14 protein-coding genes are annotated in these 16,078 nt (G+C 63.2%); 12 read left to right on the top strand and 2 right to left on the bottom strand.

Features of this window, described 5'->3' with window-relative positions; translation table 11 throughout:
* The first annotated feature begins 244 nt into the window (after nt 1-244).
* From KUA11_RS11810 to serS, 8 genes are all read left to right on the top strand, one after another.
* Nucleotides 245-2,290 carry an NAD(+) synthase gene (locus KUA11_RS11810; protein ID WP_217410493.1) on the top strand — a complete coding sequence of 682 codons (2,046 nt, stop codon included), beginning with the start codon at nt 245-247 and terminating at the stop codon, nt 2,288-2,290.
* Between the two features lie 113 nt (nt 2,291-2,403).
* Nucleotides 2,404-4,191 (top strand): arginine--tRNA ligase, encoded by a 1,788-nt coding sequence (argS, locus tag KUA11_RS11805; RefSeq protein WP_217410492.1) that lies wholly within the window; start codon nt 2,404-2,406, stop codon nt 4,189-4,191.
* Complete coding sequence (locus KUA11_RS11800) at nt 4,188-5,171, top strand: SPOR domain-containing protein (RefSeq protein WP_217410491.1); 984 nt, start codon at nt 4,188-4,190, stop codon at nt 5,169-5,171. The genes argS and KUA11_RS11800 overlap by 4 nt, the downstream gene beginning before the upstream one ends.
* A gap of 10 nt (nt 5,172-5,181) precedes the next feature.
* Nucleotides 5,182-5,988 (top strand): segregation and condensation protein A, encoded by an 807-nt coding sequence (locus KUA11_RS11795; RefSeq protein WP_217410490.1) that lies wholly within the window; start codon nt 5,182-5,184, stop codon nt 5,986-5,988.
* 155 nt (nt 5,989-6,143) lie between these two features.
* Nucleotides 6,144-6,803, top strand: a complete 660-nt coding sequence (gene scpB / locus KUA11_RS11790; protein ID WP_368041011.1) for an SMC-Scp complex subunit ScpB — start codon at nt 6,144-6,146, stop codon at nt 6,801-6,803.
* A 126-nt stretch (nt 6,804-6,929) separates the two neighbouring features.
* Nucleotides 6,930-7,541 carry a Sec-independent protein translocase protein TatB gene (gene tatB / locus KUA11_RS11785; RefSeq protein ID WP_217410489.1) on the top strand — a complete coding sequence of 204 codons (612 nt, stop codon included), beginning with the start codon at nt 6,930-6,932 and terminating at the stop codon, nt 7,539-7,541.
* 41 nt (nt 7,542-7,582) lie between these two features.
* A complete protein-coding gene (gene tatC / locus KUA11_RS11780; RefSeq protein WP_217410541.1) occupies nt 7,583-8,344 on the top strand; it encodes a twin-arginine translocase subunit TatC in 762 nt (253 codons plus the stop codon).
* The gene (gene serS / locus KUA11_RS11775; RefSeq protein ID WP_217410488.1) at nt 8,344-9,624 is read left to right on the top strand and encodes a serine--tRNA ligase; all 1,281 of its coding nucleotides are present in this window, start codon (nt 8,344-8,346) and stop codon (nt 9,622-9,624) included. The genes tatC and serS overlap by 1 nt, the downstream gene beginning before the upstream one ends.
* On the opposite strand, the gene KUA11_RS11770 is transcribed toward serS, so the two are convergent.
* Nucleotides 9,594-10,550, bottom strand: coding sequence for a helix-turn-helix domain-containing protein (locus KUA11_RS11770; protein WP_217410487.1), 957 nt, complete (start codon nt 10,548-10,550; stop codon nt 9,594-9,596). The two genes, serS and KUA11_RS11770, sit on opposite strands and share 31 nt — an antisense overlap.
* A 174-nt stretch (nt 10,551-10,724) precedes the next feature.
* Between KUA11_RS11770 and KUA11_RS11765 the strand changes: the two genes are divergently transcribed.
* From KUA11_RS11765 to KUA11_RS11755, 3 genes are read left to right on the top strand one after another with little or no spacing between them, the layout of a single operon-like run.
* A complete protein-coding gene (locus KUA11_RS11765) occupies nt 10,725-11,690 on the top strand; it encodes a thiamine pyrophosphate-dependent dehydrogenase E1 component subunit alpha (protein ID WP_217410486.1) in 966 nt (321 codons plus the stop codon).
* Nucleotides 11,691-11,720: 30 nt separating this feature from the next.
* Nucleotides 11,721-12,749: an alpha-ketoacid dehydrogenase subunit beta gene (locus tag KUA11_RS11760; protein WP_166315747.1), complete on the top strand. Its 1,029-nt coding sequence runs from the start codon at nt 11,721-11,723 to the stop codon at nt 12,747-12,749.
* Entirely contained in the window at nt 12,749-13,885 is a 1,137-nt protein-coding gene (locus KUA11_RS11755) for an acetoin dehydrogenase dihydrolipoyllysine-residue acetyltransferase subunit (protein WP_368041010.1), read from the top strand. Before KUA11_RS11760 ends, KUA11_RS11755 begins: the two co-directional genes overlap by 1 nt.
* 51 nt (nt 13,886-13,936) lie before the next feature.
* Here KUA11_RS11755 and folD read toward each other — a convergent pair whose 3' ends face one another.
* Nucleotides 13,937-14,884, bottom strand: a complete 948-nt coding sequence (gene folD / locus KUA11_RS11750) for a bifunctional methylenetetrahydrofolate dehydrogenase/methenyltetrahydrofolate cyclohydrolase FolD (RefSeq protein WP_217410484.1) — start codon at nt 14,882-14,884, stop codon at nt 13,937-13,939.
* Between the two features lie 60 nt (nt 14,885-14,944).
* Between folD and KUA11_RS11745 the strand changes: the two genes are divergently transcribed.
* The gene (locus tag KUA11_RS11745; protein WP_166315753.1) at nt 14,945-16,066 is read left to right on the top strand and encodes a threonine aldolase family protein; all 1,122 of its coding nucleotides are present in this window, start codon (nt 14,945-14,947) and stop codon (nt 16,064-16,066) included.
* Nucleotides 16,067-16,078: the final 12 nt, after the last annotated feature.

The raw sequence follows: 16,078 nt of genomic DNA, 5'->3' as shown, positions 1-16,078 counted from the left end.
GTAAGGCCAGCAAGACATGTCATTATTCTGATATGTATCCACGATAAACCGTGATCGCCACGGGAGAGACCAGCTTTTCCGTGGTGACATGGTGATCTGTCCGAAATGCAGGGTCACAGACAGCCACCGGTTGGAAAGGATCGCGACTGATCCGCAGACGCAGCTGTTGGACAGGACGGTTTGCCGGAGACTCTCCGCGCGGTAGGGTAAGTGACTGCGCCTCACGAAAAGCGATGGATGCCCCATGCAGGATTTTCATTCTCTCTACCGGCACGGCTTCGCCCGTGTGGCGGCCTGCACGCTGCCCGTGGGGCTGGCCGATCCGCGCCTGAACGCCGCGCGCACCATCGAGTGCGTCCGCGCCTGCTCCGAGAAAGGGGCGGTGCTGGCCGTATTCCCCGAACTGGGTCTGTCGGGCTACGCCATCGACGATCTGCGGCAGCAGGACGTGTTGCTCGACGCGGTGCAGGACGCCATCGCCGAAGTCATGGCCGCTACAACCACAATGCTGCCGATGGTGGTGACAGGCGCGCCGTTGCCGCACCGAGGACGGCTCTACAACTGCGCCGTCGTCGTGCATCGCGGCGAAGTGCTCGGCGTGGTACCGAAATCCTATCTCCCCAATTATCGCGAATTCTATGAGGCGCGGCAGTTTTCCCCCGGCGCGGGAATCACGGGCGAGACGATTCGTGTGGCGGGCGTGGAGGTGCCCTTCGGCACCGACCTTCTGTTCGAAGCCGACGACATTCCCGGTTTCTGTGTGGGTATCGAGATTTGCGAGGACATGTGGGTGCCCAGTCCTCCCAGCACGCAGGCGGCGCTGGCGGGAGCGACCGTGCTGGCCAATCTGTCCGCCAGCGACATCACCGTGGGCAAAGCCGACGAGCGCGACATGCTCTGCCGTTCCCAATCCGCGCGCTGCCACGCGGCCTATCTCTACGCTGCGGCAGGAGAGGGCGAATCCACGACCGATGTGGCGTGGGACGGGCAGGTGTCCATCTTCGAGAATGGTCGTCTGCTCGATGCGAGCGACCGCTTTCCCGCCGATCCCCAGCATGTCATCGCGGATGTGGATCTCGATCTGCTGCGTCAGGAACGAATGCGGATGACCTCGTTCGGACAGAACGGGGAGGCAATGCAGGACCAGTCGTGGCGGCGTATCGTCCGCAGCTTCGCGTCTCCCTCCGGCGATCTGGGGCTACTGCGTGCGCTCCAGCGCTTCCCCTTCGTTCCGGACGATCAGACGCGGCTCGCGCAGGACTGTTACGAAGCCTGCACCATTCAGGTCTCCGCCCTTCGCCAGCGCATGGCGGCGACGGGCGCGCGCAAAATGGTCATCGGCGTGTCAGGCGGCCTCGATTCGACGCATGCTTTGCTGATCTGTGCTCGTGTGGCCGATGAGTTGGGGCTTGGACGCGATGCCGTTCTGGCCTTCACCATGCCGGGATTCGGCACCAGCGAGGGCACGCGCGCCAATGCACACGCGCTGATGCAGGCGCTGGGCACCACGCCTGCTGAGATCGACATCCGCCCGGCTGCTGAACTGATGCTGCGCGAGATGGGCCATCCCTATGCCGATGGAGAGCCGGTCTATGACGTTACGTTCGAGAACGTGCAGGCGGGGTTGCGCACGGATTTCCTGTTCCGTCTGGCCAATCAGCGGGGCGGTCTGGTCATCGGCACGGGCGATCTTTCGGAACTGGCGCTGGGGTGGTGCACCTATGGTGTGGGCGACCAGATGGCGCACTACAACGTCAATTCCGGACTGCCTAAAACTCTGATCCAGCATCTGATCCGCTGGCTGATGGCGTCCGGTCAGTTCAGCCCGCAGACCACCGACATCCTGCGCGACATCCTTGCCACCGAAATCTCACCCGAACTGGTGCCGGCTGATGCGAGCGGTGCCGTGCAGAGCACGCAGGCCACCATAGGGCCGTATGCCTTGCATGACTTCACGCTCTTTCACGTGCTGCGCTATGGCTTCCGCCCCTCGAAAATAGCCTTTCTGGCCGAACATGCGTGGAGCGACGCTGGCATGGGGAATTGGCCGCCCAACTTCCCTGAGGATGAACGCGTGTCGTATTCTCTGCCCGAAATCCGGCATTGGCTGGGCGTGTTCCTGCAACGTTTTTTCACGGTCAGCCAGTTCAAGCGCTCTGCCATGCCCAATGGGCCGAAAGTGCTGGCGGGTGGTGCGCTGTCGCCGCGTGGTGACTGGCGCGCGCCATCGGATGGCAATGCGCGGGCATGGCTGGAGGAACTAGAGAAGAACGTGCCGCAGGAGACCTGATGATGGCGCCGCGCACGCGATTGGCCTGTCGCGTTTCGCCGCGTTGCGCTGTATGACGGCATCCGCCGGGCCGACCCGATCATGGCCTGAACGAAGAGGGGGAGCCCGCACGCATGTCCGACTGTCTGTTCCAGCGCTACCGCACGCACGTTCTCGACGCCTTGCGTCGCATCGTGCCGGACATGGGCGAGGAACTGCTCGCCCGCGTGGAACTGACGCCCACGCGTGAGGCTGCCCATGGCGACATGGCGACCAACGCGGCGCTGATCGCGGCCAAACCCGCCCGCCGCAAGCCTGCCGAGATCGCCGCCGAACTGGCCACAGCACTGGAATCCGTGGAAGGCGTGGCGAAAGCCGCTGCCGCCGGACCGGGGTTTGTGAACCTCACCCTCAAACCTGCCGTGCTTCAGAGCGTGGCACGCTCCGTGCTGGCGGCTGGCGAAGCCTATGGTGATTCGGGCGTGGGCGCGGGCGTGAAGGTCAATGTCGAGTACGTTTCGTGCAACCCGACCGGCCCGATTCATGTCGGGCATTGCCGCGGCGCCGTGGTGGGCGATGTGCTGGCTAATCTGATGGACAAGGCCGGTTTTGACGTCACGAAAGAGTTCTACATCAACGACGCAGGCGCACAGGTCGCGGCCCTCGCTTGGGCCACCTACTGGCGCTACCTTCAGGCCATCGGGTCCACCATCGACGCAGAAGCGTTCGATGCGCTGACACCCGGTGGGCTGCAATATCGCGGTGAATATCTGATTCCCATCGGGCAGGCGCTGGCGGAGACGCACGGCACGGCGCTGGCCGATGAGGGTGGTCGTCCGGCAAAACCCGAGAAGTGGTTCGCGTTGGTCAAGGATTTCGCGGTCGCGCGCATGATGGACGGCATCCGCGAAGACCTGAAGCTGCTCGGCGTGGAGCATGGCGTGTTCACATCAGAAGCCAAGGTGCTGGCGGACGGTGTGACGGACCGAGCCATCAAGGCGCTTGAGGACAAGGGGCTGCTGTATGTGGGCGTGCTGGAACCGCCCAAGGGCAAACTGCCCGATGACTGGGAGGCGCGCCCGCAGACACTGTTCCGCTCCACCGCGTTCGGGGACGACGTGGACCGCCCGCTGCGCAAGTCCGACGGGTCCAACACCTATTTCGCCAACGACATCGGCTATCACCTCGACAAGGTGGAGCGCGGGGCGCAGGTGCTGATCGACGTGCTGGGCGCGGATCACGGTGGCTATGTCAGCCGCATGAAGGCTGCGGTCAAAGCGCTGACCGACGCAAAAGTGCCGCTTGAGGTGCTGCTGTGCCAGATCGTGCACATCGTGCGTGACGGACAGCCGGTGCGTATGTCCAAACGCGCGGGCACGTTCGTCACCCTGCGCGATCTGCTCGACGAAGTGGGACGTGACGCCGTGCGCTTCACCATGCTCACGCGCAAGAGCGACGCGCAGATGGAGTTCGATCTGGACGCCGTGGTGGCGCAGACGCGCGACAATCCGGTGTTCTATGTGCAGTACGCTCATGCCCGCTGCCGTTCCGTTCTGCGTGCGGCCGAAGAGATGCTGGGCAAAAAGGCGATCACGTCGGAGGCTTTGCTGAGCGTGTCGCTCGACGGGCTTGAGGCGGATGCCGAACTGGCGCTGCTGCGTCGCGTGGCAAGCTGGCCGCGCACGGTCGAAGGCGCGGCGCTGGCACGTGAGCCGCACCGGATCGCGTTCTGGCTGGGCGATCTGGCGGCGGATTTTCATACGCTGTGGAATCGCGGGCGCGATGAGACCAGCCTGCGCTTCCTTCAGGAAAACGACCGGGCGGCGACGCTGGCCCGCGTGGCGCTTGTCGCTGCGACGGCAACGGCCATCCGGTCAGGTCTTGCGGTGATGGGCGTCGAGCCTGTCGAGGAGATGCGATGAGCCTGAACGACTCGTCCCCACCCGATCCCCACGCCGATCGGCTCAACCGCGCCCGCACGCGCGAGCGGCTGGTTGCGGATTACGATGACGAGATGGAGCCGCGTCGCCCCGCCCGTCCCAAGGGCGGCAAGGCGGCAGCACTGGCGGCCCTGCTGCCCACGGACCCCATGACGCGGCGGCTGACCTATGGAGCGGTCGGGCTGGGTGCTCTGCTTTTGGTGGGAATCGGCGGCTGGTCGCTGTTCGGCCATCATCAGGGCGGCATCCCGATTTATGGGCCGCCTCCCCAGCCGTTGCGCGAAAAACCCGCCGATCCGGGGGGCATGGAACTGGATGGCGCCATTCCGCCACCCGATGCGCCGGGCGGAGCCGCCCGTCTTGCGCCCGGACCGGAGCAGCCTAACCCGGAGGCTCTCGCCGCTCATTATGGCGAGACGGCCCGCAGCGATCCGCCCATGACCGATAGGGCCGATTCTTCACAGCCGCCCTCTTCCCCAGAGGCTCTGCCGGATACCGTGTCCACGCAGCCGCAGGATGCTGCGCCTCCACAGGAGGAGCCGTCTTCCGATACGGTCGCACCGCCATCACGTGACGACGCGCAGCCTCAGCCTGCCGGCGCGGAAGAAGACGCGGCACCTGCAAAGGCGCCGAGCCGGACGGAGGCCGCAGCCGCACCGAAGAAAGAGCCTCACAAGGTGGCGGAGGCATCAGACGTTCCGGCGGCGACCTCTTCCGGCCCCTATAGCGTGCAGCTTGCAGCGCTCGATTCCGAAGCCAACGCCTACAAGGAATGGGACCGAATGAAGGCGGTCTCACCGGAACTGTTTGCAGGCCACCGCCCGCAGATCGAGAAGGTGACGCATACCAACGCCATCTTCTACCGCCTGCGCACCCGTGGCTTCGACAGCATGGCTTCGGCCCGGGCGTTCTGCGACAAGCTGCGTGAACACGGGCATGCCTGTAATCCTCTGCGTCCCTGAGCTTTGTCGCGTGCCCGAGACGGGAACGGGCGGAGAAGGGGCAGGCGGGACGGAAGAAAGCGCCCGCTCACCCGTTCTGCATCTGGATGGGTTCGAGGGGCCGCTGGATCTGCTGCTGGATCTCGCACGGGCGCAGAAGGTCGATCTGGCGAAAATCTCGATCCTGCAACTCGTGGAACAGTATCTCGCCGTTGTGGAATCGGCCCGCTCCATCCGGCTGGAACTCGCGGCGGACTGGCTGGTCATGGCCGCGTGGCTTGCGTGGCTGAAATCGCGCCTGCTTTTGCCGCAGGAAGAGGGACCGGACGAGGAAGCGGAAGATGCCGCCGAACTTCTGGCCGCGCGGCTGGAAGAGTTGGCGCGTATCGGGGTTGCGGCGGAGTGGCTGTCCGCTCGTCCGCAGCTTGGCCGCGATGTGTTCGCGCGTGGCGAGAGTGAAACGCTGGTGGAGATCGACCGCTCCGCGCTGGCGCTGGATGTGCCGCAACTCATGCGGGCCTACATGGCGGTGATCCGCCGCAATGCGCGGCACCGGGTCTATACGCCGCGCACCATCCGTTTCTGGACCGTGCAGGACGCACTGAGCCGCCTGAAAAAGCTGCTTGGCAGCACGCCGCCCGGTTGGAACGATCTGGACGCTTTCCTGCCCGATCTGCCAGCGGGCACGGATGAGGTGGAGGGCGTTCGCATCCGTCGCGCTGCCATGGCGGGGACGTTGATCGCGGGGTTGGAACTGGCCAAAAGCGGCATGCTGGAACTTAAACAGGACGAAGCGTTCGGGCGCATCCAGTTGCGGCCGCATGAGGAGGGTGCGTGAGCGAGACGGAGGCAACATCTGACGCAGGGCTGCCGGAGCCTGATTCTGCCGCTTCCGTGGATGCGGTTGTGGAGAGCGGCGCGGCACATGAGGACGTGTCTGCGGAGCCTCAAGAAGGAGAGGCGACGGCCGAACAGCCCGCGCCTTCTGATGAGGTGATCCGTCTGACGGAGGCCATGATCTTCGCCAGCACTGAACCTGTCAGCGCCCGCGCGGTGCTGAACCTGCTGGATGGGCAGGGGCTGATCCCTGAGAGCGTGGAAGATGTGAGCGCATGGCTTCGCGCCGTGTTCGCAGCGCTTCTCGCTCGTTATGAAGGGCGCGGCGTGGCCCCCGTCATGGTTGCGGGTGGCTGGCAGTTCCGCACGGCACCCGATCTCGCGCCCCGTCTGACGCGGGTGATGCCCAAGCCCCGTCGTCTGGCCCGCGCCACGATGGAGACGCTGGCCATCATTGCTTATCACCAGCCCTGCACCCGCGCGGAGATCGAGGAAATTCGCGGCGTGAGCGTGAACCAGAACATTCTCGACACGCTGATCGAGGAATCTCTCGTCGCTCCGCGCGGACGCAAGGAAGTGCCGGGCCGCCCTGTATTGTGGGGCACGACGCCGGATTTCCTGCGCCATTTCGGTCTCAAGGCGCTGAGCGACCTGCCGCGCCGTGAAGAACTGATGGGCGACATGCCCACCTCGCCCAAACGTCCGCTTTCCGGCGGAGTGGATCTGTTGGCGCAGGCGGTGGAACCGGCGGAAGACAGCGAGGGCGTGATCGTGGAGGAAGAGGCAGCGGACGGGACGACGGAGAGCGACGTGTGAGGACGGGCCGTTTGCGAGGCGGATGGGTCGTGGTAGGGCTGTCACTCATCTGTGTGTGTCCGCGTGGTCATGCCCCGTCCGATGGTCGGATCGGACGGGACGGCGCGGCGTCTGCCGGCGGGAACGATGTTTGATTTTGCCTGGTCGGAATTCGCGCTCGTAGGCGTGGTGGCGCTGCTCGTCATCGGCCCCAAGGACATGCCGGCCGCCATCCGCTCCGTGGCCAAGGTTGTGCGCAAGGCCCGCAAGCTCGCGGGCGAGTTTCAGGGTCATGTGGACGAGATGGTGCGCGAGGCCGATCTGGGGGAGGTGCGCGATCATGTCCGCTCGCTTCGCAGCCTCGATGTGCGCAGCCAGATTCTCAAGACCATCGACAATGACGGCAGCCTGCGCCGCAGCCTCGACGATCCGGTGCTGAAAGGCCGTCCGTTCGAGGATCGACCAACGGCTCTTTCCGCGCCGGAAGCGCCGTCCTTCGTGCCGCCACCGCCTCGGGCAGAGATAGGCACGTCCCCGTTGGGCATTCCTTCACTTATGGACGAAAGGGCCGGCCTCGCTCCGGGTGAGGCACCGGCCATCATTCCGCCCACCATTGCGCGACGTGTGGCCAATGCGTGGCCGCGTCTGCACACGCCCGCCATCGTCCCGCCCGCGCGCGTGCTGCACGGCAACCGACGGGTCGCACCGTTTGTGCCGCCACAGGTGGGCGCCAAATCCGACAGGGAGAGCACGTCGTGAGTGACGCTCCGAGACAGGACGATCCGATTCACGACGAACCGATGCCGTTGCTCGATCACCTAATCGAACTGCGCCGCCGTCTTCTGTGGTCCCTCGTCACCTTCGGGGTGGCGTTTGCGGTCTGTTATCACTACGCCGCCGACATCTATCTCTTTCTGGCACGGCCTCTGGGCGACATTATGCGTCAGAAAGGTGAGCAGCCGCATCTGATCTACACAGCGCTGTATGAGGCGTTCTTCACCTACATCCGCGTCGCGGCCTTCGGGGCTGCGTTCATCTCGTTTCCCATGATCGCCATTCAGGCGTGGATGTTCATTGCGCCCGGCCTGTATCGTTCCGAGAAAAAGGTGTTCGCGCCTTTTCTTGTTGCAACACCCGTGCTGTTCCTGCTGGGCGCATCGCTGGCCTATTATTTCGTCTTTCCGATGGCGTGGAAGTTCTTCCTGTCCTTCCAGACCACGGGTGGGGCGGACAGCCTTCAAATCGAACTTCAGGCCAAGGTGTCGGAATACCTCAACCTCGTGATGAAGCTCATCATGGCGTTCGGGATCGCGTTCGAGCTGCCGGTGGTGCTCACGCTTCTGGCCGTGGCGGGGATCGTCACGTCCGCGCAACTCAAGAAGTTCCGGCGTTACGCCATCGTGGGCGCGTTCGTGGCGGCCGCCATTCTCACGCCGCCCGATGTCATCACCCAGACGGCGCTCGCGGTGCCGCTGATCATCCTTTACGAGATTTCCATTATCTCGGCGCGTTTTGTCGAGCCCAAACGTCCCATTGAGACCGAAGAGAAAGAGGCCAACTGATGCACGATCTCCGCGCCCTCCGCGCCGACCCCGCCGCTTTTGACGCCGATCTGGCCCGTCGCGGTATGGAGCCTGTGTCGGAGCGAGTGCTGGCGTTGGATGAGGAACGCCGCGCGGCGCAGACGGCCCTTCAGGAGAAGCAGACGCGCCGCAACGCGCTGGCCAAGGACATTGGCAAGATCAAGCGCGAGAAGGGCGACAGCGCGGCGCTGGAAGCCGAGGCGGTCACGTTGCGCAACGAAATGGAGGCGCTCGACACGCGCGCCCAGACACTCGATGGCGAGGTCAAGGCCCTGCTCGAAGTCCTGCCCAACCGGCTCGACGCTTCCGTGCCACCCGGCCCAGATGAGAACGCCAATGTCGTGGTGCATGAATGGGGCACGCGCAAGGAGTTTGCCTTCACGCCCAAGCAGCATTTCGAACTGGGTGAAGCCATTGTGACGGGCGGTCAGCCGCAGATGGATTTTTCCACGGCGGCCAAGTTGTCTGGTGCGCGGTTCGTGCTGCTGCGTGGTGGCATCGCGCGTCTGTCACGTGCCCTCGGCCAGTTCATGCTGGATTTGCACGTGACCGAGCATGGGTACACCGAAACGCAGGTGCCGGTTCTGGTGAACGAGGCCGCGATGTACGGCACCGACAAGCTGCCGAAATTCGCGGACCAGTCTTTCCTCACCACCGATGACCGCTGGCTGGTCCCCACTGCCGAAGTGCCGCTCACGGCCTCCGTTGCGGGCGATATTCTTGATGTCAGCCAGTTGCCGCGCCGCATGACCGCGCTGTCGCTGTGCTTCCGTTCCGAAGCGGGGTCGGCCGGGCGCGACGTGCGCGGGATGCTGCGCCAGCACCAGTTCGAGAAAGTGGAGATGGTGTCTGTCACCACGCCCGAGGAGAGTGCGGCTGAGCATGAGCGCATGACGCGCTGTGCCGAGCGCGTGCTGGAACGGCTGGAAATCCCATATCGCCGGATGCTGCTCTGCGCGGGAGATACGGGTTTCGGTGCGGCCAAGACGTTCGATCTTGAGGCATGGCTGCCGGGGCAGCAGGCATGGCGCGAGATTTCTTCTTGTTCCAACACGCGTGATTTTCAGGCGCGCCGCATGAACGCACGCTTCCGCCCGCAGGGCGGCAAGCCGGAACTGGTGCACACGCTCAATGGTTCGGGCCTTGCTGTGGGTCGCACACTAATCGCGGTGATGGAGAACTGGCAGAATGAGGATGGCAGCGTGACGGTGCCCCCTGTTCTGCGTCCTTATATGGGGGGTGTGGAAACGTTGGCCTGATCCTCTCTCACGCCCAGTGTTTTCATTTTTCGATGAAGAGTAGAGCGGCTGACGCCCAGCAGCCGTGCCGCCGGGGCGACCTTGCCTTTTGACATGGCAAGCGCCCCTTCGATGACACTTCGTTCTGCATCAGGGAAGTTTGGCACACCCTGCCCATGGGTGGCGAGGTCGAAACAGACCTGTGCTCCATCGTCCTTCAGGCCCAGCAATAGCCGCGCGGCATAGGTCGCGCCCACCACCACATGGGCTTCGTCCAGCGCCACCATGGGCAGCGAGATGTCGTCACTCGCACCCAGCAGGACGACGGTATAGCCTTTGAAAGCATCGAGAAAGCTGCGTCGTTCGATGCGACGGGCCGCATCCACCAGAACGGCTTCCATCATGGTGGCCACGCGCCCTTCCGGGTCAGGGCGTGTCGAGCTCACATCCAGAGCACCGGCCAACCGCCCATCGGGCCCATAAAACGGCACGGCAGAGCAGGTGAGGTAACGCAGCGCCAGTCGCCAGTGTTGGTCCATATGCACTGTGACCGGCCGTCCTTCCATCAGGCAGGTGCCGATTCCGTTGGTCCCTGCGATCGATTCCGCCCACATCGCACCGGGCCAGAGATGCCAGCGTTTGTGCCCGCGTTCCTGGGGCGCATCGCCCCGGCGCGTCAGGACGATGCCCTGCGGGTCAGCCAAAAGAACGCTGTAATTGAGCGTCGAGACGATGCCATGCAGACGTTCCAGTTCCGCCTCCGCCACTTTCAGCAATGGCCCCATCCGGGCGCAGGCCTGACGGATTTCCGCGCCGCACAGCAGATGAATCGGCCCTTCGGCGGCGGGAGGCAGAACGTATTGCGTGGCGCAGCGATACCATGAGGCCCGCAGCGGAGCAGGCAGGATGGCAAGGCGTTCGTCCGTAACCATAACAGGTTCAGCCATGGGAGATGTTCCTGCAGCGAGTGAATGTGTGGCGCAGGAACGCGACAGTGCGGCAGACGCTCCGTCACATACGCGTGACCGATAGCTTGTGTTTCTGTCAGAGGCAGTCGTCCATCCGCTTTCCTTGGCGCAGTTCGGGCCAGCATGGTCCGAAAGGCAGTCGAGGAACGATCTATGCAGATTGCACGCGATATTCTCACACGCTCCTACCGGTCGATGCGGACCATTCGTGATTTCGAGGAACGCCTGCATGTGGAATTCGCCACCGGCGATATTCCCGGCTTCGTGCATCTCTATTGCGGCGAAGAAGCTTCGGGTGTGGGCGTGTGTGCGCATCTGACCGACACGGACACCATCGCCAGCACCCATCGCGGTCACGGGCATTGTATTGCAAAAGGTGTTGGTGTGGACGGGATGATGGCGGAAATATACGGTCGCAGAAGCGGCGTGTGCCGGGGCAAGGGCGGCTCCATGCACATTGCCGACCTGTCGCTGGGAATGTTGGGTGCCAACGGCATTGTGGGTGGTGGTCCTCCTCTGATCTGTGGGGCTGCCCTGTCGCACAAGACCCTGAAAGATGGTGCTGTGGCTGTAGCTTTTTATGGCGATGGCGCGTCCAACGAAGGCAGCACGCTGGAAAGTCTCAATCTTGCTTCAGTGTGGAAGGTGCCGGCCGTATTCGTGGTGGAAGACAACGGATACGGGGAGGCCACGGGCGCGTCCTATGCTGTTGCGGGCAACCAGAAGGATCGCGCGGCCGGCTTCGGAATGCCGTATTTCGAGTGTGATGGTAACGACTTTTTCTCTGTCTATGAGACAGCGGGCGAGGCCATCGAGCATGCCCGCAAGGGCAATGGCCCTGCGATGCTGCACGTTCATCTGGCACGCTGGTATGGGCATTTTGAAGGGGATGCCATGACCTATCGCGCAGCGGACGAGGTTACGAAACTTCGTGCGGAACACGACTGCCTCGTCAATTTTCGGCGTAAGGTCGTGGGCGCCGGTCTGTTAGAAGATTCCGATCTCGACACCATCGACACCGCCGTAAAAGACGAGATCGAAGCCGCCGTGGTCGCGGCCCGCAAGGCGCCGCTTCCCGAGGACGCCGATCTCATGAAAGATGTTTACGTTTCCTATTGAAATCACCTTGCACGGAAAAGGATTGGATACATGACGAAGAAGAGTTTCCGTCAGGCGATCAACGAGGCCCTGCGGCAGGAGATGCAGCGTGATCCGCGCGTCATCCTCATGGGAGAGGACGTGGCGGGTGGCCGCGGCGGCACATCCGGCGTGAAAGATGCGTGGGGCGGTGTGCTCGGTGTGACAAAAGGACTGCTGACCGAATTCGGAGAAGATCGGGTTCTGGATACGCCCATCAGCGAGGCGTCCTATATCGGAGCGGCCGCAGGTGCGGCCGCGACGGGCCTACGGCCTGTGGCAGAACTGATGTTTGTTGATTTTGTCGGCTGTTGTCTCGATCAGATCATGAATCAGGCGGCCAAGTTCCGCTACATGTTCGGTGGCAAGGCCCGCACGCCGCTGGTCATTCGAGCCATGTATGGCGCGGGTTTCAACGCCGCTGCCCAGCACAGTCAGGCGCTCTATCCGCTGTTCACGCACATTCCCGGTCTGAAGGTGGTGGTGCCGTCCTCTCCCTATGAAGCCAAGGGTCTGCTGATCGAGGCCATCCGTGACGACGATCCTGTGATCTTCCTTGAAAACAAAGTCATGTATGACGATGAGGAAGACGTGCCCGACGATCCGTACACCATTCCGTTCGGGGAGGCGAACCTGACGCGCGAGGGTGATGACGTGACCATCGTTGCGTTCGGGCGGATGGTGAATTTCGCCAATCAGGCCGCGGATCGGCTTGAGAAAGACGGTATTTCCTGCACTGTCATCGATCCGCGCACCACATCGCCTCTGGATGCGGCGACGATCCTCGATTGCGTGAATGAAACCGGCCGTCTGGTGATCGTGGATGAGTCCAGTCCGCGCTGCAATATGGCGACCGATGTGGCGGCCTTAGTGGCCGAGGAAGCGTTTGACGCGCTCAAGGCCCCGATCCGCCGTGTGACGCCGCCTCACACACCTGTTCCGTTCGCGACGGTTCTGGAAAAACTCTATGTGCCGGACGTGGAAAAAATTGAGGCGGCTGTGCGCTCCGTTGCGGCCTATCGTGTGAAGGAGGAGGCTTGATCATGGGAAACATCACGCCGATCACCATGCCGAAATTCGGTCTGGCCATGACGGAAGGCAAACTGGCAAGCTGGAGCGTGCCGGTGGGAACCGATATCAGCGCCGGTCAGGAAATTGCCGATATTGAGACAAGCAAGATCACGAATGGATATGAAAGCCCGGCGGCGGGCGTGTTGCGCCGTCAGGTCGCGCCTGAGGGCGAAATGCTGCCTGTGGGAGCGTTGATCGGCGTGCTGGCCGATACGGACGTGCCGGATGCGGATATCGATGCGTTCATAACGAAATTCAACGAAAGTTTTGCACCGGAAGGCGGTGGGGCAGAGGCGTCTGACGAGCCGGTTCGTAAAGCGGTTACTGTGGGGGATCTGACGATTTCCGTTCAGGAAAGCGGAAGTTCTCACGAGGGTGTTCCCGTTCTTCTGATCCACGGTTTTGGCGGCGATCTGACAAACTGGCTGCTCACCCAGCCCGCGCTCTCGGACAAGCGGCATGTCATTTCCTTCGACTTGCCTGGCCATGGGGAGTCCACGAAGAAGGTGGGTGACGGAAGCCCCGTGACGTTTGCCGAAACGGTTGCCGGGCTTGCGCGGGAGTTGAAGATCCCGCGTGTGCATGTCGTGGGCCATTCATTAGGGGGCGCCATCGCGCTGGAACTGGCGAAAGCTCATCCCGATCTGGTGGCGTCACTCTCGCTGGTGGCGCCCGCCGGGCTGGGGAGCGACATCAACATGGCCTTCATCAACGGGTTTATCGAAGCGGACCGACGCAAGACGCTGGAACCGGTTGTGCAGTGTCTTGTGCATGACAAATCGCTCATCACGCGGCAGATGCTTGAGAATATCATCCGCACCAAGCGTCTTGACGGTGTAGTCGCGGGTCTGCGCACCATCGCCGACACCTGTTTTCATGACGGCAAGCAGGCATTTCCCCTGCGTTCCGTTCTGGAGACGTTTACCGGGCCCGTGCAGGTGCTTTGGGGAGAGGCAGACGAGATCCTGTCGGTCTCGGGTGCGGACGATTTGCCTGATGCGGTGACGGTGGTGCGTTACCCGGACACAGGGCATATGCCGCAACTGGAAAAGGCGGCGGATGTCAGCCGTGCCCTCGCGACGTTCCTCGACCGGGTCGAGGCGTAAATGAAGTCCGGCGTGGAGGTGTGAAACGTCCACGCCGTTTTCAGATGTGTTTCAGGACGGCAGCCAGTTGGCCTTGCCGCTTTCCTCGCATCCCTTGTCGCCCACGCTCAGACGCGCGGCCTTGAGTGTGTTACGCAGCAGGCAGGCAATGGTCATCGGCCCGACACCGCCCGGCACCGGGGTGATGCGTCCGGCCACATTCACCACCTGATCGAAATCCACATCCCCCACCAGCCTGGTCTTGCCGCTTTCGGTCTGGATGCGGGTGATGCCGACATCGATCACGGTCGCGCCCGGTTTCACCCAGTCGCGCTTGACGAGATGATACACACCTGTCGCCACCACGAGGATGTCCGCTGTGCGGGCTAGTTCGGCCGGGTTTTTTGTGTCGATATGCGCAATCGAGACCGTGCAGCCTTCGTTGAGAAGCAGCAGCGCCATGGGCTTGCCGACGAGGTTGGACGCGCCGACCACGACGGCGTTCATCCCGCGCAGATCGCCAAGCTCCGATTTCAGCAGCATCAGACAGCCCAGCGGCGTGCAGGGCACGATGCCTTTTAGGCCCACGCTCAGGCGGCCCGCGTTCACCTCGCCCAGACCGTCCACGTCTTTTTCCGGTGCAATGGCGTTGGTCACGCGGTGAGGGTTGATGCCCTTGGGCAAGGGAAGCTGCACGAGGATGCCGTGAATCTCGGGATCGGCGTTCAGGCGGTCGATCAGCGTCAGCAGCGCGTCTTCGGACGTGGTCTCGGGCAGCATGTGCATGAAGGAACGCATCCCCACGCGGTGCGTTTCCAGTGCTTTATTGCGGACATAGACCTCGCTTGCCGGGTCATTGCCCACGAGCACCACAGCCAGCCCGGGTGTGACGCCGTGCTTTTCGTGAAAGGCGACCACGTCACGCGCTGTCTGCTCACGCAGGTTTTTCGCGAAAGCCTTGCCGTCGATCAGCTTCGCTCGGCTGGAAGCGGCGGTTGCGGGCGAGGTCGGATCGGACATGGGCGGAGCCTTGTTCGGGTGCTAGAAGTGGTGGGTCCGCATCAGACGACAGGAAGCGACATGGAACAGAACACGGACGGCGCGCAGCCCCATGACAGGCAGTCCTCCCCTGATGGCGGGAGTGCGGAACCTATACGCACGAACTTCATGAGCGACAACGTCGGCACCGTGTCGCCTGAAATCCTCGCGGCGCTGGCGCAGGCCAATGTGGGTGAGGCTCCGGCGCATGGCGCGGACAGTTGGACACGGCGGCTGGAAGCCCGTGTGGCGGAAGTGTTCGAGGCGGAAGCAAGGGTTTTTCCGGTTGCCACCGGCACGGCCGCCAACGCGCTGGCGCTTTCAGCACTTTCTCCGCCGTGGGGCGCGATCCTGTGCGACGAGAGCGCGCATATCAACCGCCGGGAATGCGGTGCGCCGGAGTTCTTCACCGGCGGCGCCAAATTGTGGCCGATTCCCTCAGCGGATGGACGCATGGAGGCGGGACTTCTTGCATCCGCCGTGGCGGATCTTTCCGCCGGTGGGGCACGTCTGAGCCGTCCTGCCGCTCTGAGTCTGACGCAGGCCACCGAGTGGGGCACGGTTTATACGCTCGAACATCTCGTGGAGCTGACCGCTCTGGCGCATGAAGCTGGGTTGAGCGTTCACATGGACGGCGCGCGATTTGGCAACGCACTGGCGCATCTGGGGTGTTCGCCCGCCGATATGACCTGGCGTGCAGGTGTGGATGTGCTCTCGCTTGGTGCCACCAAGAGCGGCGCTCTCTCGGCTGATCTTATCGTGATGTTCGACCTTTCGCTGGCCGAAGATATGGAGCGGCGGATCAAGCGCTCGGGGCATCTGTGGGCCAAGCAGCGTTTTCTCTCGGCGCAGCTTCTGGCGTGGCTGGAAAACGACCTGTGGCTGCGCAATGCACGTCATGCCAACGAAATGGCCGGACGGCTGGCACGAGGATTGGCGCGGCATCCGGCGGCGACGTTGCCCTTCGACACGCAGGGCAACGAGGTGTTCGCCGTGCTGCCGGAACTGCTGGTGGAAGGGCTGGAAGCGGCGGGATTTGTATTTCTGCGTCGGACCGCGCCGCCGGGTGTGACCGGCACATTGGTGCGTTTCGTTACCGGACACGATACACGTCCGCAGGATGTAGACGCGCTGCTGGAAGCGTTGGCGGGCACGACGGAGTGAGAGGAGCCAAAT

Source organism: Acetobacter estunensis, assembly GCF_019083805.1.
Classification (GTDB): domain Bacteria; phylum Pseudomonadota; class Alphaproteobacteria; order Acetobacterales; family Acetobacteraceae; genus Acetobacter; species Acetobacter estunensis_A.
Note: the sequence above shows the minus strand (reverse complement) of the source record. Positions and strands in the feature narration are given on the sequence as shown.